Genomic DNA, 20,859 nt, shown 5'->3' with positions numbered 1-20,859 from the left:
CTTCGCTGCGGGGAATGGATGCGAGGGAACCTGCATGAGCAGCGTGCTGGTCGTGGACAACCAGCCCATCGTTCGCGACGGCCTGCGGGCACTGCTCGAACGCTTGGGCCATCAACTGCTCGCCGAGGTGGACAACGGCCAGGACGCCTTGTTGCAGTGCCGGCTGCTGCGCCCGCAAGTGGTCATCGTCGAGCTGCTGGTGCCGCGTCTGGGTGGGCTGGATCTGCTGCGCAGGCTGCGCGCAAGCCACGCAGGGGTCCGGCTGCTGGTGTTCAGCGCCCAGGAGCCAGGGATCTACGCCGCCCGGTCATTGCAGGCAGGCGCCGATGCCTACGTCAGCAAGGCCGAAGCCATCGAGGAACTGCGCAATGCCCTGCATGCGGTCAGTCATGGGCGAAGCTACTTTCCAAGCACTGCGACCCACCCGGCGACGCCTGCGGTAGCACCGGCGGGGAAAGACGAGCTCGCCCAGTTGTCGGCGCGGGAACTGAGTGTCCTGCAGTTGCTCAGCCAGGGGCTGAGCAGCAAGGAAATCGCCGAGCAGTTGAGCCTCAGCTACAAGACGGTCAGCACCTACAAGGTCCGGCTCTACCAGAAGCTGGGGGTCGACAGCCATTTCCAGCTGCTGGAGGTCGCCCGCGGCCACGGCCTGTTCGCCGGCCAGGAGCCGGGACGTACCACGGCAGAGGCCCTGGACCCGGCGCTGATGCGTGAGTACGGGCTGTTGCGCGGGCTGCTGGATTCTGCCCCCTACCCCATGTTCGTCCGCGACCTGCAAGGCCGCTTGCTGATGTGCAACCAGCGCTACCTGGCCCATGCCGGCGCCACCTTCGAACAGATTCAGGGCCATACGCTGAGCGAAGCACGCTGGCTGCCCGCGGGGATGCGCGAGCGCGCCCAGAACCGCCTGCGCGAAGCGATCCTGCGCGAAGAGCCCTTCGTGATGGAAACCGTCATCGAACATGCCGGCGTACCGACGTCGATGTTCGCCTGGTGCACCCCCTTTCGTGATGAAAGCGGCAACCAGGTGGCGATGCTCGGCGGCATGCGCGACCTGACCGAACGCGACCGGATGCTGGTGAGCCTGCGCCATGAAGGCGCACAGGCGCGGTTGCAGAGCACGCTCAAGAGTTCGAGCCTGGTCGCCATCAACAACGAATTGCGCATTGGTCTGGAACGCATGCAGGAGGCTATTCACATGGCGCGCCCGGCCACGGCTGACAGCACCCTGCCTGCGCTTGACGCGCTGGTGGTCGAGATAGACCGCATGGGCCGCAGTCTGGACCGGATAAACGCCCTCGCCTCGGTCGAACGCCACGAACTGCAGACCCAGGCCCAGGCCCACCAACTGGGCACGCTCACCGAGGAGATCCTGGCGCCCCACCGTCACCAGTTGGCACTGCTGGACTGTACGCTCGACCTGGGCGCCGGCCTGCGCGCGTTGGCGCGTGCATGGATCGATGCCCACCATTACCGAAAACTGCTGGACTGTCTGTTCGAGCAGGTTCGCCAAGGGCCGCTACCTGCGCAACTGGACCTTCGCGTGATGACCCGCATCCTGCCCCGCGGCTGGCTGTGCCTTTCCCTGGAGCTGAGCCCCTGGTACGAATCGACCGAGACCGACTCGGCAGCCAGCTGGGCGTTCGCCGAGTTGCAACATGTGCTCCAGGTCCTGCATGGCAGCGGTCGGAGCATTCCTGCGCAGTCGGGGATGGCGTCGACCTGGCACATGGAACTGGAATTGCCGCTGGCACTGTCAGACGCCTGAACGGTACCCGTCCCATGGCCGCGGAGGCGGGTACCGCGTCGACTCAAGGCGTGAAGCCAAGCCCCGACGACAGGTCGGCGTCATCCTCTTTACTCCGAGCCTGCGTCGCTTGCTCAACTTCCGTGCGGTCCAGCGATTGCTGCAGCGAGTCCTTCACCTCCTCGCCCTTGGCCTTGAGCGCATCGGTCAGGCGATCGCTGGTGGCGCCCATCAGTTGGTCTTCCTTGCGGGTGCTCGGCAGCGCCGCCCCCAATGCGGCGCCCAAGGCAATGCCCAGCGCCGCCAATACCAGCGGTTGCTCTTCGAGCAGGTGATTGAACTGGCCCTTGAGCGAGGTGGCCTGGTCACCTACACGGTGCGCAGCGCGTCGGTAGAGTGGTCCATGGAATCCCGAGCGCCCTGGCCGAGTTCACTGGCCAGGGCGCGCATGTCATGGGCTTTCATGCGCACTTTCTGGCTGGCATCGTGGACCGCGTCACCTGCTTGAGCGAAGGCGCCCTTCCCGGTATCTACCGCCTCTCCCAGCTTCTCGCCCAGACCCGGGCCGTAGGACGCGGGGCCCGGGTTGAACGGGCGATTCTGGTTGAGCCCCAGCCAGGCCAGGCCCAGCACCGTCAGGGTGGTCGGCACCGGGTTGTTCTTCGTCGCTGATGGCATGCAGGTGGTCCTGGGCCTCGCCGGGTGGGGCGGTTGAACTTTGATCGGTCTTGTCCATGGATGACGCCCTCGAAGCTGATGGGTAGACGAATGCCGGGAACATGCGGCCCTCATTCGAGGGACGCAGGACTTTTCGCGGGAGTTCATTCCTGCCGACGCCAATGAACATCGGGCAGTTAAAAGCGGCACCGTCAATACGCCTCCAGCGCTGCACCGCTGGCGACATTCGATTGAACAGCCGATGACGCGGCAGGACCTAACCCCAGGTAATCACCTTCAGAGGACGCAAGCCATGATCGACCCCAATCATCCAGACCCCTATGTCGATGAGATCCCCCACAACCCTGGCGAACCGATACCCAAACCCGAGCCTGAACAGGAGGCGCCAGACTGGCCGGAAGGCCAGGTGCCGCCGGAGGAACAGTTCGACGGTTGAACAGGGTCCAGCCGAGACCTGGCGAACATGACAGGAGATCCACCATGAAATCGATGAAGACGCATTCGTTGCTGCTCGCCTTGTGCCTGGGCGTGGGCGCTCCGCTGGTGCTGGCGGCCACCGACCTGAACGGTCAACGCGCCCCGGGCACCCAGCCTCACGACAACGGGCACATGACTGGCCAAGGTGGCGCGACCGGCTCCGGTACACCCGCAGATGGCCTGGGCACCGGCTCTGGCAGTGGAGCAGGTTCAAGCGGCGGTGGTTCAGGCAGTTGACTAAGCAACGCTCCCCGGTCCGTCGCCAAGGCTTTTACGACACAACACATTGAGCAGCAAGATCATTCGCGCCCTTCGTCTGCCAGGGCAAAAGTCGTTGGAGCACTCTTACCTGGCCGGGTATCGGAAGTAAACACAGCCTTCCCTGTGTGAACACACGAGGTGCAAGATCATGGCTAATGACCAAGGCAAGACCGGGCAGCAAGGCGGCGCCCCTCAAACCAACCCGGGCAATGTCCCCAATGATCGGGAAAAAGCATCGCAAACCGGCCAGCAGGGAGGCCAGTCGTCGGGTGGGAACGTCTCCAACGATCCACAGCGCAACTGGGACGCAGGCCAGAAAGGTGGACAGAACCAGGGAGGTCAGTCCGACATGCAGGATAAGACTTCTACCCAGCAGGGAGGCCAAGGTGCTGGCAACGACTGGCAAGACAACCCGCAGCGTTCCGGTGGCGGCGCCCAGCAGGGTGCCAAAGGGGGCCATGGTTCGGGCCCGAAATCCGACACGGAGCAACGCGACAGGGACGATGCATCGCAAGCCATCCAGGACGAAGACAGCGGGATGACCGACGACAACCGTTGATGCGGCGCAGTCCAGGGCGAAGGATCGCCCTGGCGATGCGCGACAAAGCCGCAGCGCTCAAGCCCGCGCCGCGCCGCTGACGACTCCGCTCCCGCCGACCCCATTGGCCAGCCACCGGGCTCGGCCGACACCCCAGGCCAACGCCCGCGTCAGCGATTCCCCAGGCCGCGAATCGAAGGCTTCTTCATGAAGCGCCATGCCACCGCCCGCATAAACGCCGATGAACATCTGGGTATGGCCCGTGCGCGACAGTCGCACCTGCACGTCCAGGATCATGCCGTTGTCCAGCGACTCATCATGAGTCCGATGGTGAAGCGTTGGATCTGCCCAAGCCCAGAAGACATCACCCCGTATGCGCATGCCGCCCTCCTACGACTTTAGTATTAGTGCTGGTCATCCCACCATAGACCAGCGTTGCAGCTATGCAATCGAGCGGATGGCAAAAACAGGAGGGCACCGTTCGCCCGCACGAGTGAACTTCGCCTCGCCGTGCAGGCCATCAGTGCATATGGGAGAACGATCATGAACGAGCCAAGAGAACGCCATGCCACGGTGATCTGCCTGCGGAGCGGCAAGATCCTGATGGTCCGCAAGCAGGCACCGATCTGGTCCTTGCCCGGTGGCAAGATCGACCCTGGGGAACACCACCCTGAAGCCGCGCGGCGGGAACTGAAGGAAGAAACCACCCTCCCCCTGGTCGACGCGCAGTTCCTCAAGCACTACGTCTTCGACACTGAAGAACACTACCTGTACCAGATGGCCGTACCTGCAGCGCTGGAACCGCATGCCTCGGACGAAATCGTCGAATGCCGCTGGTTCGGGGCTCATGAACTGGATCAGGTGGCGGTCAAGCCGACCAACATCGCCTTGCTGCAACGGGCAGGCCTGCTCGACCCGCCAGGGTGATCCCTGCAACCGCTGGTCGCACCGACGCGCGATCCGTTTCAACACTCGCGGCGCGCCCCATTCGAACCTTACCGCCTGACGCACATGCTGCTGGCCAGCGTTACTGGGCACCGCGAGGATGGTGGCGGGCACAGCCTGCGTCCGAAACGCCCTGCTGAGCCGCTGGCCCGGGTGGCCGTTCAGGGGTTTTGCGGCTTCGGCTCGGTAGGCGGTCGAGTGGGCGGCGTGTCCGGCTGCTGCATCTGCAGCGACGGTTTGCTCGGGTCGCTGTCCTTGCCGGGGTGGTTGTTGTCGCGATCGAAGCAACCGGCCGACAAGGCCAGGCTCGATACCAGGCAGATCAGAAGGACATTACGCATGGCCGGCTTCCTCAATCTTTCTTTTCATCGTCCCTGGGCGGTTTTGCCGGCCCTTGGGGATCCACTTGCGGGTCTTCCAGGTCCGGGGAGTCCGGATCGAAACCCAAGTCCTGATCGGTGCTTGCCTGATCGGCAGAATGCGGGCCCTGCTGCGGGCGTTGGTCTGGCTGGTTGTTCATGAGGTGCTCTCCAGGGAATGTTCTCTGGAGAACGCACCAGGTCCTGGAAGTTTGATCCATCCGCCCACACGGCAACCATTGACAGCGTCGCCATCGCCACCACCGGCGTTAAGGCCCCTTCCGACGCCGACCATCAACCGCTTTGAACCCGCCGCTTGGCTCAAGGGAGAGCCGCGGGCGACTTGAGTCACCGGCGGGCGCGGACCTTGCCTGCAAACACGTGTGTAGCCTCGGCCCGACCTTGTTCAGCCCGAACAACATGACGCCAAGAAAACCGGCCTCCAGGAAGAACGCTACCAGCACCTCGTAGAACATCAGTGGCCCGATCACTTCGCCCGCGCTGATCGACAGCCGTGACCAGTTCAGGCCGAACTGATACTCCATGACCAGACCAGACGCCGTGCCCACCGCCACCGTCAGTGCAAACACCTTGAGCCAGTAGCGGTAGATCGCCATGGCCCGGTGATCGCGTCGCCACAGCCATAGCGCTTCGAGCGCCATCAGCCATTGCGCCAAGCCGATGCTGAAAGCGGCCAGCACGATATGAAAGCTGATGGTGAAGGCGAACTGGAACCGTGCGGCCAAAAGCGCCGTGGCGGCATCGGCGTATGCGTTCAAGCCGACCTGCCGCCGCCGCGGCAAGGCTTCATTGCCATTCGCTCATCAAGGCCCCATGCACGCCGCTCACCGGGTCCTGTTCCGGGCCGGTCGTTGCCGAGATGCGCGCCAGTGCGCGCTTGTGCGCCGCCCTTTCGGGCCTCTGGATGTCGTAGTCTTCCTGCCCTCGCGGATAGGCACCCACCACCAGGAAGTCGCTGCTGGCCTCGACGCAGCGATGGCCCGTGCCGGCGGGCAGCACCAGCACATCGCCCACTTTCACCGTCAGCGTCTGCCCTGCCGCACCACCCAGGGTGACCCGCGCCTGCCCACGGGCGACACCCAGCACCTCGTGGGCGTTGGGATGGTAATGGTGATAGTCGAAGATCCCCGCCCGCCTCGAAGGCCTCGGCACTGTCGCCGCCGGGGTCTGGCTGGAGCCGGTAGAGCAAGACCGGAAAGCGGCTGTTCGGCGTCGCGCCGTCATCGGCAAAGTGCAGGGTCTGCACTGGCAGCTTGGTCATCTCGGTAGCGAACATGGGGGCGTCCTGATCATGCAGTGGATTCCCTTGTGAACCCCGGCTGGATCGCAAGGTTCCAGTCGGCCGATCGACGCACAGCCCGTTGAAACTTTCCTCGAAGGTGCCAAGTCCAGACCCCTATCGCGCCACCCTTCGACCTTGTCGCGCCAGCTGCGCCGGGTCTTGTGTTCGAGCAAGGGCAGCAGCGCGCGCAGGTTTTCGGCGGCATCGCCGACCAGGTTGACCTCCATCGGGTAGCCATGATCGGCTCCGGCTTCCCCATTGCCGATCAGCTCTTCTTGGGCAATACGGAGCTAAGCACCTGCTTGGCCGTCTGCACGATCACCCCGGCCTGGTCGGGGTCGCCTTTGAGCAGGGTGCCGGCGAATTTCCTCGCCTGTTCGAGCTTGATGTGCGGCGGCAGGGGCAGTACGTCGGGGTCGGTCTTGAATTCGATCAGGACCGGCCGATCGGCCGCCAGCGCGCGTTCCCAGGCGTGGGCGATGTCTTCTTCGCGGTCGACGAAAATGCCCTGCAGGCCGATGGAGATCGCGAACAGGTGGTAGGGCACATCGGGGATCGACTGCGAGGCTTCGAACTTAGGGTCACCTTCCATTACCCGTTGTTCCCAGGTGCAGGCTGAGCATGTCCGGCTGCAGGTCGATCTGCACGCCGCGGGCCTGGCCTTCCTTGGGCAGGAACTCCTGTGTCGCCACACACCCGTCGGACATGTGCGTGGCGCTGGCGGCGCTGGCGGCTGTTGTCCATGTGCAGGGGCGGATCGGGAAACGGCGGATTCCCTTCGCTGACTTCCACCGCCTGCCCCAGGACACGCCCGAGCGCGACAATCAGTTGGCCATCGACGAGCTGGTGACCGCCTCCTCGGTGGGCTCGGCGGTGCGCCAGGCTTGCCTGATCCTGCGCGGCAAGCTGCTGCAAAGCGCACGCCGCTCGCACCCCGCCATCGCCTCGATACCCGCCGAGGAAATCACCTTCCAAGGTGGCTACCTGCAAGCCAGGGAGCACCGTATCGCCGTGTCGGATATCCTCTCGGCCACCCCGGATAAATGCCTGCAGGCGCAGATCGACGCCGAGCCCGGCGCCAAGCGCAAGCCGTTCGCCACCGCCACCCACTCGGCCGTGTTCGTGGAAGTCGAGGTCGATGAAGACCTCGGCGCGATCAAGGTCACGCGGGTGGTCAGTGCGGTGGCGGCAGGCAGCGTGGTCAACCCCAAGACCGCACGCAGCCAGATACTCGGCGGTGTCGTCTGGGGCCTGGGCATGGCCCTGTACGAAGAGACCCAGACCGATCATCAGCTCGGGCGGATCCTCAACCACAACCTGGCCGAGTATCACATTCCGGTGAATGCCGATGTCGTGGCTATCGACGTGATCTTCGTCGAAGAGCACGACGATATCGTCAACGAACTGGGCTCCAAGGGCGTGGGTGAAATCGGCGTGGTCGGCGTGACGGCCGCCGTCGCAAATGCGATCTACCACGCGACCGGAATGCGCGTCAGGGATTTTCCCATCACCCTCGACAAGGTGCTGTGACTGCTTCAGGAGCGCCGCGTGCTCAGCTCGATCCACACCGGCGCGTGGTCGCTGGCCTTGGGCTCGTTGCGCACCCAGGCATCGACGCCCGCCCGCTTCAGGTAGGGCGCAAGCTCCGGGTTCAGCAGCAGGTGGTCGATGCGCAAACCGGCATTGCGCGCCCAGTGGTTACGGAAGTAGTCCCAGAAGGTGTAGACCCGCTCGTCCGGGTGCAGGTGGCGAATGGCATCGGTCCAGCCCTGCGCCAACAGCCGCTGGTAGCAGTCGCGTGATTCAGGTTGCAGCAGTGCATCCTTCTGCCACGAACGGGGATCGTAGATGTCCAGGTCGGTGGGTACCACATTGAAATCCCCCGCCAGCACCGTCGGGTGGCCATTGCCATGAAGACTACGCGCGTGGTCGATCAGGCATTCGAACCAGCGCAGCTTGTAGTCGAACTTCGGCCCGGGCTGCGGGTTGCCGTTGGGCAGGTACAGGCAGGCCACCACCACGCCGTGGGCCGCGGCTTCCAGGTAGCGGCTCTGGCTGTCGTCTTCCATGCCAGGCAGGCCACGGCGGATCTCCAGGGGTTCGCTGCCACGGGCCAGGATCGCCACGCCGTTCCACGACGGCTGGCCCTGATAGATGCAACCATAGCCCGCCGCTTCCAGTTCCTCGCGGGGGAACTGCGTGTCGGGTGCCTTGAGTTCCTGGAGGCAGGCGATATCGGGTTGCTCGCGGTCCAGCCAGGCCAGCAGCGCCGGCACGCGGCTGCGGATACCGTTGAGGTTGAAGGTGGCGATCTTCAGCGCTTTCATGGAGGCGTTCGCTCACAGGTCGTGGCCTTTGGAGGTGTGAGCCCTTCTCTGGGGTAACGTTCAATTGTAATGCTGCATGTACTGGCCTCATCGCCGGCAAGCCGGCTCCTACAGGGAACTGCGCTGATTTCAAGGCCTGCGGGGTACCTTTGGGAGCCGGCTTGCCGGCGATGCAAGATCAGGCCGATGACCAACCTCCCCGCCCTGCGCCACGCCGGCTCGGCGAAGGTACCGTGGGGCTTTTCCTCGCCGGGCACGGCAAGGGTCGGCGCCCACCAGGCCCCGTCCAGCAGCGCCCCTGCTCGACCAGAAGATCGTGAAAATCGCTGTTCAGCTACACCGGCACATTACGGTCCATCAAGGAACGGCGCAGCGAACACACCAGCGAACTGCCCAGCGCGAAAGGTCAAGGAGAGACCGCCAACGTCGTAGCCGGGCCCTTGCCGGCTTGCATCCCATGATCGGCGCTGGCCGGCACACACTCATCGTTAAAGCGGACTAGGCGTGCGCGTTTCACGGGTAGCGACGGTTCTGTATGGACGCGGAAAAACGAGACTCAGGCGTGGGCTTCCACACAGCGCCAGAGCGCACAACCAATGAACTGCCTGAAGCACCACGTCTCCGCACGCCTAGATGCTGTTTGCAAACTATCTCTCGTACAGCGCCTAGTAATTTTGCCAGTTTCAAACGCAAGCATTGTGACCCATGCTGAAATGCAAACACCGAATTGCAGTGGAATGCGCCATCCACGCCAGGAGAAATACGATGAGCACCTCCGCCTTTTCTTATGATGCAGCTTTTGCGCGAAATCTTGGGTGGGTCACCAAAGAAGAGCAAACAATTTTTCGAAACTCACGTATCGCTATTGCTGGCATGGGAGGAGTGGGTGGTTCACATCTCATGACCCTTACGCGACTGGGCATCGGCGCCTTCAATATTGCCGACTTCGATCATTTTGAGCTGCCAAACTTCAATCGGCAAGCCGGGGCCAAGCTATCGTCATTAGGCAAGGCAAAGACCGAGACACTCGCCGCCATGGCGCGCGATATCAACCCTGACATACATCTAAATATTTTCGAACATGGCGTACAGCCCCACTCGATAGACGACTTCCTCAAAGACGTTGATATCTATATTGATGGCCTGGATTTTTTTGTTGTCGACATGCGTCGGAAAATTTTTGAAAAATGCCATCAGTTGAAAATTCCGGCCATCACAGCAGCGCCTGCCGGCATGGGAACCGCCTTTTTAGTGTTTAAACCTGACGGCATGAGCTTTGAAGAATATTTTCAGATGGAGGGCCATACGAAGACATCCCAGATGGTCCGATTCCTGTTGGGGTTGGCGCCAGCCGGACTGCACCGATCCTACCTGATGGACAAGCAATGCTTCGACATTGTCAACGAACGCGTTCCCTCCACAGGCTTGTCCTGCGAGCTCTGTGCAGGCGTTGCGGCGGCACAGGTAACCAAGCTGCTTCTTGGCAGGGGCACCATTTATGCAGCGCCCTGGTACGAGCACTTCGATGCTTACAATTGCCAATGGGTGCGTAGACGGCTCCGCCGTGGCAACAAAGGCATTATCCAACGCATCAAGATTGCCTTGGCGGAGCGTCACTTCTCTCAACTGGCATCCCACTCAAACAGCAAATGAAACATGCTTTTTACGATAGATGCTCCCTGGAGTTCATTATGGAAAGCCCGAAGTCATCTGCCGCTGACGCACAGAGCAGCTACACCCAACGGACTGGCACCTCTGAAATATTCAACCGATTTGAAACCGTCATCGCAGACACCGCCGCTCTAAAGCATGAATGTTTCGCACTGCGCTACATGGTCTATTGTGAGGACCATGACTGGCTCACTCACGAAAACCGCTTCAATCCGGACAAGATTGAAAAAGACATCTATGACGTTCATTCGGTGCACGGATTGCTTTTACATAAAGGGACGGGGCTATTCTTCGGCACCGTAAGGTTAATCCTGTATGACCCTTCATCATCAGGGTGCAGCTTCCCCGTGCAAGTACTTTGTACAAACAATAAAATCAGCCTGCCAGAACTGGCCCCCCTATGGAATACAGCAGAGATATCCCGATTCTGCATCCCTAAACGTTGTCGCAAAACTATCCTTGATTACGAGGAAGAGGCGGCGAGCAAGCAATTGGCCTCTTCGTATCCCACTTCAGATGCCCTGTTGATCGCGCTGGTCAGGGTGCTGGTGGCATTGGCGCGCCAGAATAATATCCAGCAGTGGTATGCCGAAATGGAGCCTCGATTAATTGAACGCCTTGAGAAACTCGGTATTTTCTATGACAAGATCGGACCACCAATTGAGTTCCATGGCACCCGTCAGATCTGTCATAAAAAACTGGATGAATGGTTTGAGCGAGTCCATTGCGAACGCCCCGACATTTGGGGGCTTATTTCGAACGAAGATTGACAACGGTGCGTAAAGATAAAGTGGGTTTCTCACACTGAACCAGAAGTACAGGAATCAATTCAGGACGTCACTGAAATCACCGTGAATTGGTTCCTGCACCTCATCATCGTTCTCAGCGCTTGGACCTACGGCAAAGGTCTTGCCCCAGGCGTGCATGACGAAGGCATCGTTCACCGCGACGCAGAGGATGTCGTCCACGCCTGCGGGCCCAGCGGGCAACCGCCTTGGCCGTCGCTGTATTGATAGAGGGTTACGTCGGGCAGTCGATCGCCGGTCTTGATCATTGCGGTCTCCTTGAAGTCGAGTCGGTGGGTTCGCTGGCGGGATAGTACATCGTCTCGGGTGTTACGCACGTTACGTTGCGTATTGGCGTCTTATGGTATACCGCATGCCATGTGTATCACATTCCCCTGTAGGAGCCGGCTTGCCGGCGATGCAGGCGGCCGCGACCTGCTGCACGGCGAGCCCGTAGACGCCCATGGCCAGCCCGCCACCTACTGCGCCGGCACCCGTGCTGTCGAGATTGTCGATGCGCTGGCCCCGCAGGCTGGCGACGTGGTGATCGACAAAGATGCTGCACCGCCGCGGCATCAAGCACCTGATCGTCATGGGGGTGCTGACCGACGTCTGCGTCATGACCAGCCTGTTCGACGCCTACCAGCACGACTTCCGGCTCACCCTGGTGGCCGATGCCTGCACGGCGACCACCCTGGCCGCCCACTACAGTGCGCTGTTGATTCTTGCCAACTGGGTCTACGGGCTCGACATCATCAGCACCGAGCAGTTGCTCAAGCGCTTGCACGACCAGCCTTCGACCTCGCTGACGAGCGCCACGCCCGACCACCTCGCCTTTCAGCCCGACGCGTTCGTCGAGGCCATCGCGCGCCTCGAACACCGCCTCGTCGCCGAACGCTGATCGGAGAGCGCCCGCATGAAAGTTGAAAACAGAAGCATCGACTACATCCCCGAGCACGAACGTCACGGCCTGCCGCGCTCACTGTTCTTCGTCTGGTTCGGGGCCAATGCCAACATCACCACCGTCGCGGCCGGCGTACTGCCCGTGAGCCTGGGGCTCAACCTGTTCTGGAGCGTGCTGTCGATATTGCTGGGCTCGATGATCGGCGCGATCTTCATGGCCTCGCATTCGGCGCAAGGCCCGCGCCTGGGCATCCCGCAGATGATCCAGAGCCGTGCGCAGTTCGGCGTGTTCGGCGCCATCGTGCCGCTGCTGTTCGTGATGCTCATCTACCTGGGCTTTTCGTCAGCAATACCCTGCTGGCCGCCCAGGCGGTCGCCAGCGCCAGCCCGTTCGGCAACGGCACCAACATCGTGCTGCTGGGGCTGGCGTGCTTCCTGGTGGCGTTGTTCGGCTATGCGTTGATCCACCGCTTCCAGAAGGTGCCGTCGCTGGCGTCCATCGTCGTGCTCGGCATCGCGGTGACCTGGCAGCTGTCCTATGCACCTTACGTGGCCGACTACTCGCGCTACCTGCCGACCCGCACATCCACCCGCCAGGTGTTCTGGTACAGCTACCTGGGCACGGTGATCGGCGGCAGCTGGATGATGGTGCTCGGGGCGCTGCTGGCCAAGGGCCTGCCGGGCTTCTCGGACAATGTCGGCCTGAACCTGGTGGGCTTTCTCGGTGGCAGCACGCTGCTGACGTTCGCCTTCGTGCTCTACGGCCAGATCGCCATCAATGTGTTCAACCTGTATGGCGCGTTCATGTCCACGGTGACGGTCATCGAGCCTTATGCGGCGCTCAAGGTCACGCCCCGGGTGCGGGCCGGCTTCATGCTGGTCATCTGCGCGGCGGCCACCGGCCTGTGCACCCTGGCGCAGGATGACTTCCTGCAGTTCTTCCTCAACTTCATCTTCTTCATGAGCTACTTCCTGATCCCCTGGACAGCGATCAACCTGGTGGACTACTACGCCTTGCGCAAAGGCCAATACCGGATCGCCGACATCTTCGACCCAAGCGGTATCTACGGGCGGGTCAACGGCGTTGCCGTGGGGGTGTTCCTGGCGACGATCGTGCTGGAGATCCCCTTCATGAGCACGTCGATGTACGTCGGGCCGGTGGCCAGCAGCCTGCACGGCATCGACCTGGCGTGGGCGGTGGGCCTGGTGTTCCCGGCGCTGGCCTATTACGCCTTGATGCGCCGGCGCACGCACACGGCGCCGGCCGACGCCGCCAAGCCGGGTGCTTCGCGCTTCGAGTGATGTTCGGCGGGAGCGGGTAAAACCGCTCCATGCCTTTGCCGTTGCGCCTCTGCTGACTCCCCCCAAAGGGTGATTTCGAGGGTTCCCGGAGTGTGGGAGCATTCGACCAGCCCCACCCTGACCTGTCCCTGACTCAACTCCCAAGACCAGTAGCGAGCCCCCTCGCCTACTGCGGCGTCCTGCATTCCACTCCAGGAGTTAGCAATGCTTACAACAACAAATACAGACCCTGCCCATCACCCTGCGTCGCAATCCCCGGCTTCCGGCCGCTTCAGAAAATCCATGGGCATGACCGCGCTGGTGCTGTTCGGTCTTGCGTACATGGTGCCCCTGGCCGTGTTCACCACCTACGGGCTGGCCACCCAGATGACCAAGGGCCACCTGCCCACCGCCTACCTGCTGACCCTCGCCGCCATGCTGCTGACCGCCTACAGCTATGGCCGCATGGTCCAGGCCCACCCCTACTCCGGCTCCGTGTACACCTACACCCGCAAGGCCTTCGGCAGCCACCTGGGCTTCATCGCCGGCTGGACCTTGCTGCTCGACTACATCTTCCTGCCACTGCTCAGCTACCTGCTGATCGGCATCTACATGTCCGAATACTTCCCCGAGGTGCACGCCTGGGTGTGGGTGCTGGGGTCGATCGCGCTGGTGACCTTCCTCAACCTGATCGGTATCGAGTCGATCACCCGGGTCAACTGGATCCTGGTGGTCGCCCAGTTGGTGTTCATCGTCGTGTTCGTGGCGTTGTCGGTGCGCAACCTGACCGACCAGGCGGCGCCGGTGTCGTTGCTGGCGCCGTTCCATCACGAAGGCTTCAGCGTGCCGTTGATCATGACCGGTGCCGCCATGCTGTCCCTGTCGTTCGTGGGCTTCGACGCGGTGTCGACCATGGCCGAGGAAACCAGCAACCCGACCCGGCGTATTCCCCAGGCGATCATGGCGGTGTCGGTGATCGGTGGCCTGCTGTTCATGCTGGTGTCGTACTTCGCGCAGATGGTGTTCCCCGACTGGTCGACCTTCGCCGACCCGGATTCGGCCTCGGTGGACGTGATGCGGCGGGTCGGCGGCGAGCTGATGGTGACCGCCTTCACCGCCACCTACGTGGCCGGCTGTTTTGCCTCGGCGATGGTGTCCCAGGCCAGCGTGTCGCGGGTGCTGTTCGCCATGGGGCGCGATGGGGCCTTGCCGCGGGTGTTCGGCCGCCTGGTGACGAACAAGCGCGTGCCGGCCACGGCAATCATGCTGGTCAGCACCTTGTCGCTGATTGCCTTGCTCATCACCCTGGACACCGTCGCCAACATGATCAGCTTTGGCGCGCTGTTCGCGTTTTCCGTGGTCAACCTGGCGGTGGTGAAACATTACCTGGGCAACGAGAAGCGTCGCGGGGTGCGCAACTATCTGCTGTACGGGGCGATCCCCGGCCTGGGGTTCCTGAGCACACTGTGGTTGTGGACCAGCCTGTCGAGCATGTCGTTCACCATCGGCTTGTGCTGGATGGCGGGCGGGTTCCTTTGCCTGCTGGGGCTGACCAAGGCGTTTAGGGTGAGGCTGCCTGAGTTGCAAATGGCGGAGTGAATGGGACCAGCCGGATAATTGTGGTGCAGTCAAGATCGAGCGCCGCCCGCCTTGATGATTGTGGTGGTCATGAAATCGAGCGCCGCCCCCCAAGGCCCAAGGCTTGCGCCCCAAGACACCGGACAACTGATGCAAAATGTTACAGCGCGCGAGGATGTCGTCTATCATCGCGCGTTGAACGTTTCAGCCAGTTTCAGTAAGGATCCCGATGTCTGTTCAGGAATTACCCCCGCTCGCCATCAGCAAAGGCGCAGTGGGCAAGATGGAAGCGGCCATGGCCTTGGGCAGCTTTGCCATTGGCACCGGCGAGTTCGCGATCATGGGGCTGATGCCCGATATCGCCAGCAACCTGCAATTGAGCGAACCGCAAGTGGGGCATGCCATCAGTGCCTACGCCCTGGGCGTGGTGGTAGGCGCGCCGGCGCTGGCGATACTCGGCGCCAGGCTACTGCGCAAACACCTGCTGTTGCTGCTGATGGCACTGTACGCCATCGGCAACCTTGCCACCGCTTTCGCCCCGTCCTTCGCCGGCCTTGTCGCCTTTCGCTTCATCAGCGGCCTGCCCCATGGTGCGTACTTCGGCATCGCGGCGGTGGTGGCGTCGAGCATGGTGCCGAGCAACCAGCGGGCAGGCGCGGTAGCGCGGGTGATGATGGGCCTGACCCTGGCGATGCTGCTGGGCAACCCGATCGCAACCTTCCTCGGCCAGTTCTTCGGCTGGCGTTCGGCCTTCGTGCTGGTCGGTGCGATCGCCTTGTGCACCCTTGCGCTGGTCGGGCGCTATGTACCGCAACCCCGGGATGAGGCACGCAGCGACCCACGCAAGGAGCTGCAGGCCTTCCGCCTGTCGCAGGTGTGGATGGCGCTGGGCATCGCCGCGATCGGCTTTGCCGGCATGTTCTGCGTGTTCAGCTACCTGGCGCCGACCATGCTGCAGGTGACCCAGGTGGCGCCGCAGTGGATCCCCTTTGGCCTGGCAGCGTTCGGGCTTGGCGGCATCATCGGCAACATTGCCGGGGGCAAGCTGTTCGACCGCCTGCAGTTCCGTGCGGTGGGCCTGGTGCTGGTGTGGTCGATGGCGGTGCTGCTGTTCTTCACCTTCGCCGCCCAGGCGCTGTGGAGCCTGCTGCTGGGCATCGGCCTGGTGGGCACCATGATCGCCCTGGCCGCGCCGTTGCAGATCCGCTTGATGGACATCGCCCACGAGGCACCGAGCCTCGCGGCGGCGTCCAACCATGCCGCGTTCAACCTGGCCAATGCGCTGGGGCCCTGGTTGGGTGGGATGGCCATCAGTGCCGGGCTGGGATGGACCAGTACGGGGTACATCGGTGCGGCTGCGGCGTTGGTGGGGTTGGGGATCTACCTGGTGGCGCGGCGGATGCAGGGCGGAGATTGAGGTAGGGCGTCGGGGGCGCATGGCTTGGTTTTTATGGGGGGGTGAGATCGAACGCCACCCGCGCGGCACATCGCGAGCTGCGCTCGCTCCTACGTTTGTTGCAACGTACCTATGTCTGATAGGCCATGGTTGCCTGCCTTGGTTGCATCACGGGATTTTTGCGTTGGCGCCGGCCCCACCCCGATTTTTTGGTGGGTGTCAAAGGCGGACAACCATGGTCTGACAGACCGCGGCACGTTGCAACAAACGTAGGAGCGAGCGCAGCTCGCGATGCGCCGCGCGGGCGGCGCTCGATCTGCGCCGCACCGCGAACCTCAAACCCTGCGCACCAAGCCCTCCCCTCAATATCCGGTCATTTCCAGATAGCCCCTTCCAGTGCCATTGCCGGTCACCCGCACCGGCCCTTCCCAATAGGCGAAGCGCGTGCTCATCCACGCCTTCGGTTCCAGTGCCTCGACCTGCACATCCACCTGCACCGCTGGCACCTGCACCCGCCAGCGGGTTGGCAGCGTCTTGCCATTGTCCTGCCGCGACCACGCCAGCGGGGTCAGCACGATTTCCTCGCCCTGCAACGCCCGCGTCCGCCCCTGGGCGTCGACCCAGGTGCCCGCCCGGTAAGGCGCGCCCTGCTCCTCGCGGACCTGGAACAGCATCAGCTTGGCGCCGCCTTCAAGGTGCAGCGAGAACCAGTCCCAGCCCCGCTGCCCGGCCGCCAGGGGCTGGCTGCTCCACTCCCGGTCCAGCCAGGCCTGGCCCTTCACGGCGATGCATTGCCCGGCGCGCTCGACCTCGCCGGTCACCTGGTAGAACGGCTGGCTGTAGTAGTACGACGCCTGGCCCTTGCCGGACTTTTCGCTGTAACCCTGCAGGCCATGCAGCACTGGCGCTTTGTCGGTGGTCAGCTGCAGGTCGTAGCGAAAACCCTGGCCACCGGCACGCATGCGCAAGCGCTGGATATCGCCATCGCCTTGCAGCGACCAGTCATCGATCCAGGCCTGGAACGGTGCGGCGACCACCCCCGCCTGCCCCACGCCACCGCGTGCCAGGGTTTCGCTCACCTGGTGGCCACCCGGCCCGGTCAGCGCGGCATGGCCCATCCACAGGTTCGGGCTGTTCCAGTCGTGGGTCTCCGGGCCTGGGCGCAGCGCCGAGCGGAACAGCGTCCACTGAGCGCCCCAGGCGCGGCCCCGGGCATCTTGCAAGTTGGCGGTGATGTACCACCACTCGATGCGATAGCCGTCATGGGCGCCGTGATCGCGAGGGAACGCCAGCGCCATGCCGGGCGTGACCTGCCTGAACGCCCCCGCCTCGTTGCCAAGGCCGGCGAAGCCCTTGGCCGGCGGCGCAGGCGCATCGCAGCCGGCCAGCAACAGGCCGGCCAGCAGCAGCCAGGCTTCAGCCTTCATCGGCGAACCGCCGCAGCAATACGCCCGGCTGACTGCGCGCCAGCTTGCACAGCGGCCAGGCGCTGGCCAGCAGGCTGGTCAGCACACCCAGCGCCGCCAGTTGCAGCAACTGCGCCGGAAACACCTGCCAGGGCAAGCGCCAGCCAAACGCCTGGACGTTCACCACCGCCACCAGGCACCAGGCCAGCAGCAGGCCCAGAGGGATCGCCAGGAGCACGGTGAAGCCGCAGAGCATCAGCGCCTGCCCCAAGCACAGCCAGCCCAGCCGGCGGCGCGGTACACCCAGCGCCCACAGCGGCGCCAGTTGGCCGAGCCGGCGCTGGCCGAGGGTCAGCTGGCTGATGAACAAGGCCACGCCGGCCACACCGAGGGTCAGGCTGTTCAGGGCCGCGGTCACGGCGAAGGTGCGGTTGAACACCGCCGTCGACCATTGTTTCAGGCGCGACTGCTCGACCAGCTGGTCGTCATTCAGGTCGAAGCGCTGCTGCAACTGCTGCTTCAGCGCGTCCACCTGGCCTGGCTGCACCAGCGCGCTGAGGCCGGTCAGGCTGGCAGCCGGTGCATGGGCGCGCAGCCAGTCGGCGTTGACCAGCATATGGCCTTTGGGGTTGCCGTAGTCGGCATGGATGCCGACCACCGTCATCGCCTGCGGCGATTCGCCAGGCAGTGACACGCTGTCGCCCAGTGCCTGGCCCAGGCGCCGGGCCAGCTGTTCACTGAGCATGACGCCCTGGCCAGCCGCCAGCTGCGCCCATGCATCCGCCGTTTGTGCCAGCAATGGCCAGTGGCTGCGGTAGAACGGATGATCCACCACCCCTTGCACCTGCACCGGCCAGTGCTGCAGGCGCCACTCCACCCGCCAGCTCGGCAGCACGGCGCTGACGGCAGGCGCGTGCAGCAAGTGGTCGTAGAGCTGTTGTGCCTGGACGCTGTCGCGAGGCGAGACGTACAGGTCGGCCGCCAGACGCTGATCCAGCCAGCCGATGAAGGTGCGGCGAAAGCCTTCGGTCATCCCGCCGACCCCGACACTGGCGGCCAACGCCAGCAGCAGCGCCATCAAGGCAAGGCTCAGGGCCGGCAACTGTTGCCGGCTGTCGGCGACGAACCACTGCGCCAGCGGTGGTCGTGCATATCGCGCCAGCCCGCCCAGCAGCAAGGCCAGCAGCCCAGGCAGCAACAACGCCGCGGCCAACAGCAACGCGGCGAGCAGGCCGAACGCGCTGGGCAGGCCATTGCCCAGGTAACCGCAGGCCAGAGCCACCAGGATCAAGGTCGCGGCCGCCAGCGCCTGGCGCCGCAACCAGGGCACCTGGGCCAGGCGCCAGGCTTGTGGCTGGGCCAGCCCCAGCAGCGGCAGGCGCGCCGCGCGCAGCAGGCTGTCGAACCCGGCGAGCAACGCCCCCAGCAGGCTGACCGCCAGGCCTGTCAGCCACCATTGCCAGGGCAGATGCAGCTGCCCCGCCACCTCGGCGCCGTACAGGCCCCGCAGACTGGAGGCGAAGTCCGGCAGCAAGGCTGCCGCGAGCAGGTAGCCGGCAAGCATGCCCACCAGGCCACCCAGCAGCGCGAACAGGCCCAGCTCCAGGGCCAGGGCCGCGAGCAGCGTGCACAGGCTGACGCCACAGGCGCGCAAGGTACGCATCAGGCCGCGCCGTTGCTCCAGCGCCAGGCCAATGGCCGCGTGGGCGATAAACAGGCCGACCACGAAGGCCAGCAGGCCCAGGGCGGTGAGGTTGAGGTGGAAGCTTTCGGTCAGGCGCTGCAGGTCGGTGTCGTCGCCGGCCGGCTGCACCTTGAGCGTGGCAGCAAGCGCCACCGGCAAGGGCTGGTCGTTGCCGCTGATCAACCGCGACAACTGCCCCGGGGCCTTGAGCAAGGCCTGGGCCTGGCCGATATCGACCACCACCACACCCGGTGCGAGGTGAGCGCTCAGGGTCAAGGGTGGCAGCAACTGGCCCTCCACCGTGCGGACCTGCTCCCCGACCTTGCGGCCCAGTTGGCGCAACGTGTCCGGCCCGATCCAGGTCTGCCCGGGGGCAACGACGAATGCCTGCAGGTCGAACCCTTGCGGGTCGGCGCCTGCCACGGCCATGCCCGGCAACAGGCTGAGCGGCTCGATGCCCACCATCCTCACTGTCTGCGCAGGCTCGCCTGCCAGCTGCAAACGCCCCTCCAGCACCGGCGTGACTTGCCAGCCTTGCCTGCGCAATTGCACATACAGCGCCTGGTCGAACCGTTGCCCGCTGCGCGCCACCAACTGCGGGTAGGCCGGCCCGGCCAGTACCGCGCTGGCCTGGGCGTAGTCGCTGCGTGCCTGGCTGTTGAGTGCCTGCACGCCCGCCCACAAGGCAGTGGCAAGGCAGATGCCAGTGAAGATGCTGATGCCCTGCAGACGGTGCCGCCACCAATGGCTGCAGAGTGCCTGCAAGGCCAGCACAAGGGTGTTCATGCGGCTTGCACCTGGCCCTGGTGCAATACGCAGCGCTGGGCAAGGCGTGCGGCGAGGCGTTGGCTGTGGGTAACCATCAGCAAGCTGCTGACGGCTTCGTCCACCAGTTGCAGGAGCAGGGCCAGTACCTCGTCGCCGTTGTGTTCATCGAGGCTGCCGGTGGGTTCGTCGGCCAGCAGCAGCGCGGGCCGGCTGGCCAAGGCGCGACCGATTGCCAGGCGTTGCTGCTGGCCGCCGGACAACTGCTCCGGGTAGCGCTGAAGCAACGGCGTCAGCCCCAGCCTTGCGGCCAGGTGTGCGATCCAGGCGGGGTCGTGGCGGTTTGCCAGGCGTGCCTGGAAGGCCAGGTTGGCGGCCACGTCCAGACTGCTGATGAGGTTGTACTGCTGGAACACCAGGCCGATGCCCTCGCGGCGCCAGCGGGCCAGGGCGGATTCGTCGTGGTGGTCCAGGGGGTGGCCGTCGATGAGGATGCGGCCGCTGTCGGCGCGGTCGAGGCCGGCCAGCAGATGCAGCAAGGTGCTCTTGCCGCTGCCGGACTCGCCCATCAGCGCCAGGCTGCTGCCGCGAGGGAGGGACAGGTCGATGCCGCGCAGCACGTGCAGGGTGCCCTGGGCGGTGGTGAACGACTTGTGGAGGTTTTCGACGACCAGCATTTGTGGGCCTTTTGGGTGTTCGCCTTGGTTTTGCGGGGCGGTTGAGATCGAGCGCCGCCCGCGCGGCGCATCGCGAGC

Annotated in this window: 21 protein-coding genes and 7 pseudogenes; 13 read left to right on the top strand and 15 right to left on the bottom strand. The window is 64.0% G+C overall.

Annotated elements, in window-relative coordinates:
* Positions 1–34 precede the first annotated feature (34 nt).
* Positions 35–1,768: a response regulator gene (locus PPL01S_RS20610; protein ID WP_028626186.1), complete on the top strand. Its 1,734-nt coding sequence runs from the start codon at positions 35–37 to the stop codon at positions 1,766–1,768.
* Between the two features lie 43 nt (positions 1,769–1,811).
* On the opposite strand, the gene PPL01S_RS25800 is transcribed toward PPL01S_RS20610, so the two are convergent.
* Positions 1,812–2,054 carry a hypothetical protein gene (locus PPL01S_RS25800; RefSeq protein WP_255212396.1) on the bottom strand — a complete coding sequence of 81 codons (243 nt, stop codon included), beginning with the start codon at positions 2,052–2,054 and terminating at the stop codon, positions 1,812–1,814.
* 62 nt (positions 2,055–2,116) lie between these two features.
* On the bottom strand, positions 2,117–2,425 hold the full coding sequence (locus PPL01S_RS25795; RefSeq protein WP_248694090.1) for a hypothetical protein: 309 nt from the start codon (positions 2,423–2,425) through the stop codon (positions 2,117–2,119).
* A gap of 292 nt (positions 2,426–2,717) precedes the next feature.
* Between PPL01S_RS25795 and PPL01S_RS25240 the strand changes: the two genes are divergently transcribed.
* From PPL01S_RS25240 to PPL01S_RS20595, 3 genes are all read left to right on the top strand, one after another.
* Positions 2,718–2,861, top strand: a complete 144-nt coding sequence (locus PPL01S_RS25240; RefSeq protein WP_156042685.1) for a hypothetical protein — start codon at positions 2,718–2,720, stop codon at positions 2,859–2,861.
* A gap of 44 nt (positions 2,862–2,905) precedes the next feature.
* Positions 2,906–3,139 carry a hypothetical protein gene (locus PPL01S_RS20600; protein ID WP_016391277.1) on the top strand — a complete coding sequence of 78 codons (234 nt, stop codon included), beginning with the start codon at positions 2,906–2,908 and terminating at the stop codon, positions 3,137–3,139.
* 172 nt (positions 3,140–3,311) lie between these two features.
* Positions 3,312–3,722 carry a hypothetical protein gene (locus PPL01S_RS20595; protein ID WP_028626187.1) on the top strand — a complete coding sequence of 137 codons (411 nt, stop codon included), beginning with the start codon at positions 3,312–3,314 and terminating at the stop codon, positions 3,720–3,722.
* Between the two features lie 57 nt (positions 3,723–3,779).
* Here PPL01S_RS20595 and PPL01S_RS20590 read toward each other — a convergent pair whose 3' ends face one another.
* Complete coding sequence (locus PPL01S_RS20590; protein WP_016391275.1) at positions 3,780–4,082, bottom strand: hypothetical protein; 303 nt, start codon at positions 4,080–4,082, stop codon at positions 3,780–3,782.
* Between the two features lie 162 nt (positions 4,083–4,244).
* Between PPL01S_RS20590 and PPL01S_RS20585 the strand changes: the two genes are divergently transcribed.
* On the top strand, positions 4,245–4,628 hold the full coding sequence (locus tag PPL01S_RS20585) for an NUDIX domain-containing protein (protein WP_028626188.1): 384 nt from the start codon (positions 4,245–4,247) through the stop codon (positions 4,626–4,628).
* 179 nt (positions 4,629–4,807) lie between these two features.
* On the opposite strand, the gene PPL01S_RS20580 is transcribed toward PPL01S_RS20585, so the two are convergent.
* From PPL01S_RS20580 to PPL01S_RS25790, 6 genes and pseudogenes are all read right to left on the bottom strand, one after another.
* Complete coding sequence (locus tag PPL01S_RS20580) at positions 4,808–4,987, bottom strand: hypothetical protein (protein ID WP_016391273.1); 180 nt, start codon at positions 4,985–4,987, stop codon at positions 4,808–4,810.
* An 11-nt stretch (positions 4,988–4,998) separates the two neighbouring features.
* Positions 4,999–5,166 carry a DUF6021 family protein gene (locus tag PPL01S_RS25445; RefSeq protein ID WP_016391272.1) on the bottom strand — a complete coding sequence of 56 codons (168 nt, stop codon included), beginning with the start codon at positions 5,164–5,166 and terminating at the stop codon, positions 4,999–5,001.
* Positions 5,167–5,388: 222 nt separating this feature from the next.
* Positions 5,389–5,784: pseudogene (locus PPL01S_RS20575) on the bottom strand (cytochrome ubiquinol oxidase subunit I); the annotation flags it as partial.
* A 28-nt stretch (positions 5,785–5,812) separates the two neighbouring features.
* A pseudogene (locus PPL01S_RS20570) lies at positions 5,813–6,302 on the bottom strand (cupin domain-containing protein).
* Between the two features lie 271 nt (positions 6,303–6,573).
* Positions 6,574–6,918: pseudogene (locus tag PPL01S_RS20565) on the bottom strand (thiamine pyrophosphate-requiring protein); the annotation flags it as partial.
* Positions 6,890–7,015: a hypothetical protein gene (locus PPL01S_RS25790; RefSeq protein ID WP_255212398.1), complete on the bottom strand. Its 126-nt coding sequence runs from the start codon at positions 7,013–7,015 to the stop codon at positions 6,890–6,892. The pseudogene PPL01S_RS20565 and the gene PPL01S_RS25790, both read right to left, overlap by 29 nt.
* On the opposite strand from PPL01S_RS25790, the pseudogene PPL01S_RS25785 reads away from it, so the two are divergent.
* Together PPL01S_RS25785 and PPL01S_RS20560 are read left to right on the top strand one after the other, a co-directional pair.
* Positions 6,990–7,163: pseudogene (locus PPL01S_RS25785) on the top strand (FAD binding domain-containing protein); the annotation flags it as partial. The gene PPL01S_RS25790 and the pseudogene PPL01S_RS25785 sit on opposite strands and share 26 nt — an antisense overlap.
* Positions 7,158–7,838: pseudogene (locus tag PPL01S_RS20560) on the top strand (xanthine dehydrogenase family protein molybdopterin-binding subunit); the annotation flags it as partial. The pseudogenes PPL01S_RS25785 and PPL01S_RS20560, both read left to right, overlap by 6 nt.
* 5 nt (positions 7,839–7,843) lie before the next feature.
* Here PPL01S_RS20560 and xth read toward each other — a convergent pair.
* Positions 7,844–8,635, bottom strand: coding sequence for an exodeoxyribonuclease III (gene xth / locus PPL01S_RS20555; RefSeq protein WP_016391268.1), 792 nt, complete (start codon positions 8,633–8,635; stop codon positions 7,844–7,846).
* A 167-nt stretch (positions 8,636–8,802) separates the two neighbouring features.
* Positions 8,803–9,035: pseudogene (locus PPL01S_RS26085) on the bottom strand (hypothetical protein); the annotation flags it as partial.
* Positions 9,036–9,400: 365 nt separating this feature from the next.
* Between PPL01S_RS26085 and PPL01S_RS20550 the strand changes: the two are divergent.
* Both PPL01S_RS20550 and PPL01S_RS20545 read left to right on the top strand, forming a co-directional pair.
* On the top strand, positions 9,401–10,288 hold the full coding sequence (locus PPL01S_RS20550) for a ThiF family adenylyltransferase (RefSeq protein ID WP_028626191.1): 888 nt from the start codon (positions 9,401–9,403) through the stop codon (positions 10,286–10,288).
* A 38-nt stretch (positions 10,289–10,326) separates the two neighbouring features.
* Positions 10,327–11,076, top strand: coding sequence for a PEP-CTERM/exosortase system-associated acyltransferase (locus PPL01S_RS20545; RefSeq protein ID WP_028626192.1), 750 nt, complete (start codon positions 10,327–10,329; stop codon positions 11,074–11,076).
* Positions 11,077–11,130: 54 nt separating this feature from the next.
* On the opposite strand, the gene PPL01S_RS26080 is transcribed toward PPL01S_RS20545, so the two are convergent.
* Positions 11,131–11,274 (bottom strand): hypothetical protein, encoded by a 144-nt coding sequence (locus PPL01S_RS26080; protein WP_415639465.1) that lies wholly within the window; start codon positions 11,272–11,274, stop codon positions 11,131–11,133.
* A gap of 373 nt (positions 11,275–11,647) precedes the next feature.
* Between PPL01S_RS26080 and PPL01S_RS24375 the strand changes: the two genes are divergently transcribed.
* From PPL01S_RS24375 to PPL01S_RS20525, 4 genes and pseudogenes are all read left to right on the top strand, one after another.
* Positions 11,648–11,992 (top strand): cysteine hydrolase family protein, encoded by a 345-nt coding sequence (locus PPL01S_RS24375; RefSeq protein WP_016391266.1) that lies wholly within the window; start codon positions 11,648–11,650, stop codon positions 11,990–11,992.
* Positions 11,993–12,007: 15 nt separating this feature from the next.
* Positions 12,008–13,296, top strand: a pseudogene (locus tag PPL01S_RS20535) (purine-cytosine permease family protein).
* Positions 13,297–13,500: 204 nt separating this feature from the next.
* Entirely contained in the window at positions 13,501–14,874 is a 1,374-nt protein-coding gene (locus PPL01S_RS20530) for an APC family permease (RefSeq protein WP_028626193.1), read from the top strand.
* 208 nt (positions 14,875–15,082) lie between these two features.
* Entirely contained in the window at positions 15,083–16,270 is a 1,188-nt protein-coding gene (locus PPL01S_RS20525; protein ID WP_016391263.1) for an MFS transporter, read from the top strand.
* A gap of 341 nt (positions 16,271–16,611) precedes the next feature.
* Here the strand turns inward: PPL01S_RS20525 and PPL01S_RS20520 are convergent, their stop codons facing one another.
* Genes PPL01S_RS20520 through PPL01S_RS20510 form a run of 3 tightly spaced genes read right to left on the bottom strand, consistent with a single transcriptional unit; the run spans position 16,612 to position 20,781 of the window.
* Positions 16,612–17,676, bottom strand: coding sequence for a lipocalin-like domain-containing protein (locus PPL01S_RS20520; protein ID WP_028626194.1), 1,065 nt, complete (start codon positions 17,674–17,676; stop codon positions 16,612–16,614).
* Positions 17,666–20,125, bottom strand: a complete 2,460-nt coding sequence (locus tag PPL01S_RS20515) for an ABC transporter permease (protein WP_028626195.1) — start codon at positions 20,123–20,125, stop codon at positions 17,666–17,668. The genes PPL01S_RS20520 and PPL01S_RS20515 overlap by 11 nt, the downstream gene beginning before the upstream one ends.
* Entirely contained in the window at positions 20,122–20,781 is a 660-nt protein-coding gene (locus PPL01S_RS20510) for an ABC transporter ATP-binding protein (RefSeq protein WP_016391260.1), read from the bottom strand. The genes PPL01S_RS20515 and PPL01S_RS20510 overlap by 4 nt, the downstream gene beginning before the upstream one ends.
* Between the last annotated feature and the right edge of the window lie 78 nt (positions 20,782–20,859).

This window comes from Pseudomonas plecoglossicida NBRC 103162 = DSM 15088 (assembly GCF_000730665.1).
Lineage (GTDB): Bacteria > Pseudomonadota > Gammaproteobacteria > Pseudomonadales > Pseudomonadaceae > Aquipseudomonas > Aquipseudomonas plecoglossicida.
Note: the sequence above shows the minus strand (reverse complement) of the source record. Positions and strands in the feature narration are given on the sequence as shown.

Excerpts from the sequence above, each read along its gene's own strand:
- PPL01S_RS20610 (WP_028626186.1), top strand. The coding sequence starts at position 35 with ATGAGCAGCGTGCTGGTCGTGGACAACCAGCCCATCGTTCGCGACGGC.
- PPL01S_RS25795 (WP_248694090.1), bottom strand. The coding sequence starts at position 2,425 with ATGCCATCAGCGACGAAGAACAACCCGGTGCCGACCACCCTGACGGTG.
- PPL01S_RS25240 (WP_156042685.1), top strand. The coding sequence starts at position 2,718 with ATGATCGACCCCAATCATCCAGACCCCTATGTCGATGAGATCCCCCAC.
- PPL01S_RS20600 (WP_016391277.1), top strand. The coding sequence starts at position 2,906 with ATGAAATCGATGAAGACGCATTCGTTGCTGCTCGCCTTGTGCCTGGGC.
- PPL01S_RS20595 (WP_028626187.1), top strand. The coding sequence starts at position 3,312 with ATGGCTAATGACCAAGGCAAGACCGGGCAGCAAGGCGGCGCCCCTCAA.
- PPL01S_RS20590 (WP_016391275.1), bottom strand. The coding sequence starts at position 4,082 with ATGCGCATACGGGGTGATGTCTTCTGGGCTTGGGCAGATCCAACGCTT.
- PPL01S_RS20585 (WP_028626188.1), top strand. The coding sequence starts at position 4,245 with ATGAACGAGCCAAGAGAACGCCATGCCACGGTGATCTGCCTGCGGAGC.
- PPL01S_RS20580 (WP_016391273.1), bottom strand. The coding sequence starts at position 4,987 with ATGCGTAATGTCCTTCTGATCTGCCTGGTATCGAGCCTGGCCTTGTCG.
- PPL01S_RS25445 (WP_016391272.1), bottom strand. The coding sequence starts at position 5,166 with ATGAACAACCAGCCAGACCAACGCCCGCAGCAGGGCCCGCATTCTGCC.
- PPL01S_RS25790 (WP_255212398.1), bottom strand. The coding sequence starts at position 7,015 with ATGTCCGACGGGTGTGTGGCGACACAGGAGTTCCTGCCCAAGGAAGGC.
- xth (WP_016391268.1), bottom strand. The coding sequence starts at position 8,635 with ATGAAAGCGCTGAAGATCGCCACCTTCAACCTCAACGGTATCCGCAGC.
- PPL01S_RS20550 (WP_028626191.1), top strand. The coding sequence starts at position 9,401 with ATGAGCACCTCCGCCTTTTCTTATGATGCAGCTTTTGCGCGAAATCTT.
- PPL01S_RS20545 (WP_028626192.1), top strand. The coding sequence starts at position 10,327 with ATGGAAAGCCCGAAGTCATCTGCCGCTGACGCACAGAGCAGCTACACC.
- PPL01S_RS24375 (WP_016391266.1), top strand. The coding sequence starts at position 11,648 with ATGCTGCACCGCCGCGGCATCAAGCACCTGATCGTCATGGGGGTGCTG.
- PPL01S_RS20530 (WP_028626193.1), top strand. The coding sequence starts at position 13,501 with ATGCTTACAACAACAAATACAGACCCTGCCCATCACCCTGCGTCGCAA.
- PPL01S_RS20525 (WP_016391263.1), top strand. The coding sequence starts at position 15,083 with ATGTCTGTTCAGGAATTACCCCCGCTCGCCATCAGCAAAGGCGCAGTG.
- PPL01S_RS20520 (WP_028626194.1), bottom strand. The coding sequence starts at position 17,676 with ATGAAGGCTGAAGCCTGGCTGCTGCTGGCCGGCCTGTTGCTGGCCGGC.
- PPL01S_RS20515 (WP_028626195.1), bottom strand. The coding sequence starts at position 20,125 with ATGAACACCCTTGTGCTGGCCTTGCAGGCACTCTGCAGCCATTGGTGG.
- PPL01S_RS20510 (WP_016391260.1), bottom strand. The coding sequence starts at position 20,781 with ATGCTGGTCGTCGAAAACCTCCACAAGTCGTTCACCACCGCCCAGGGC.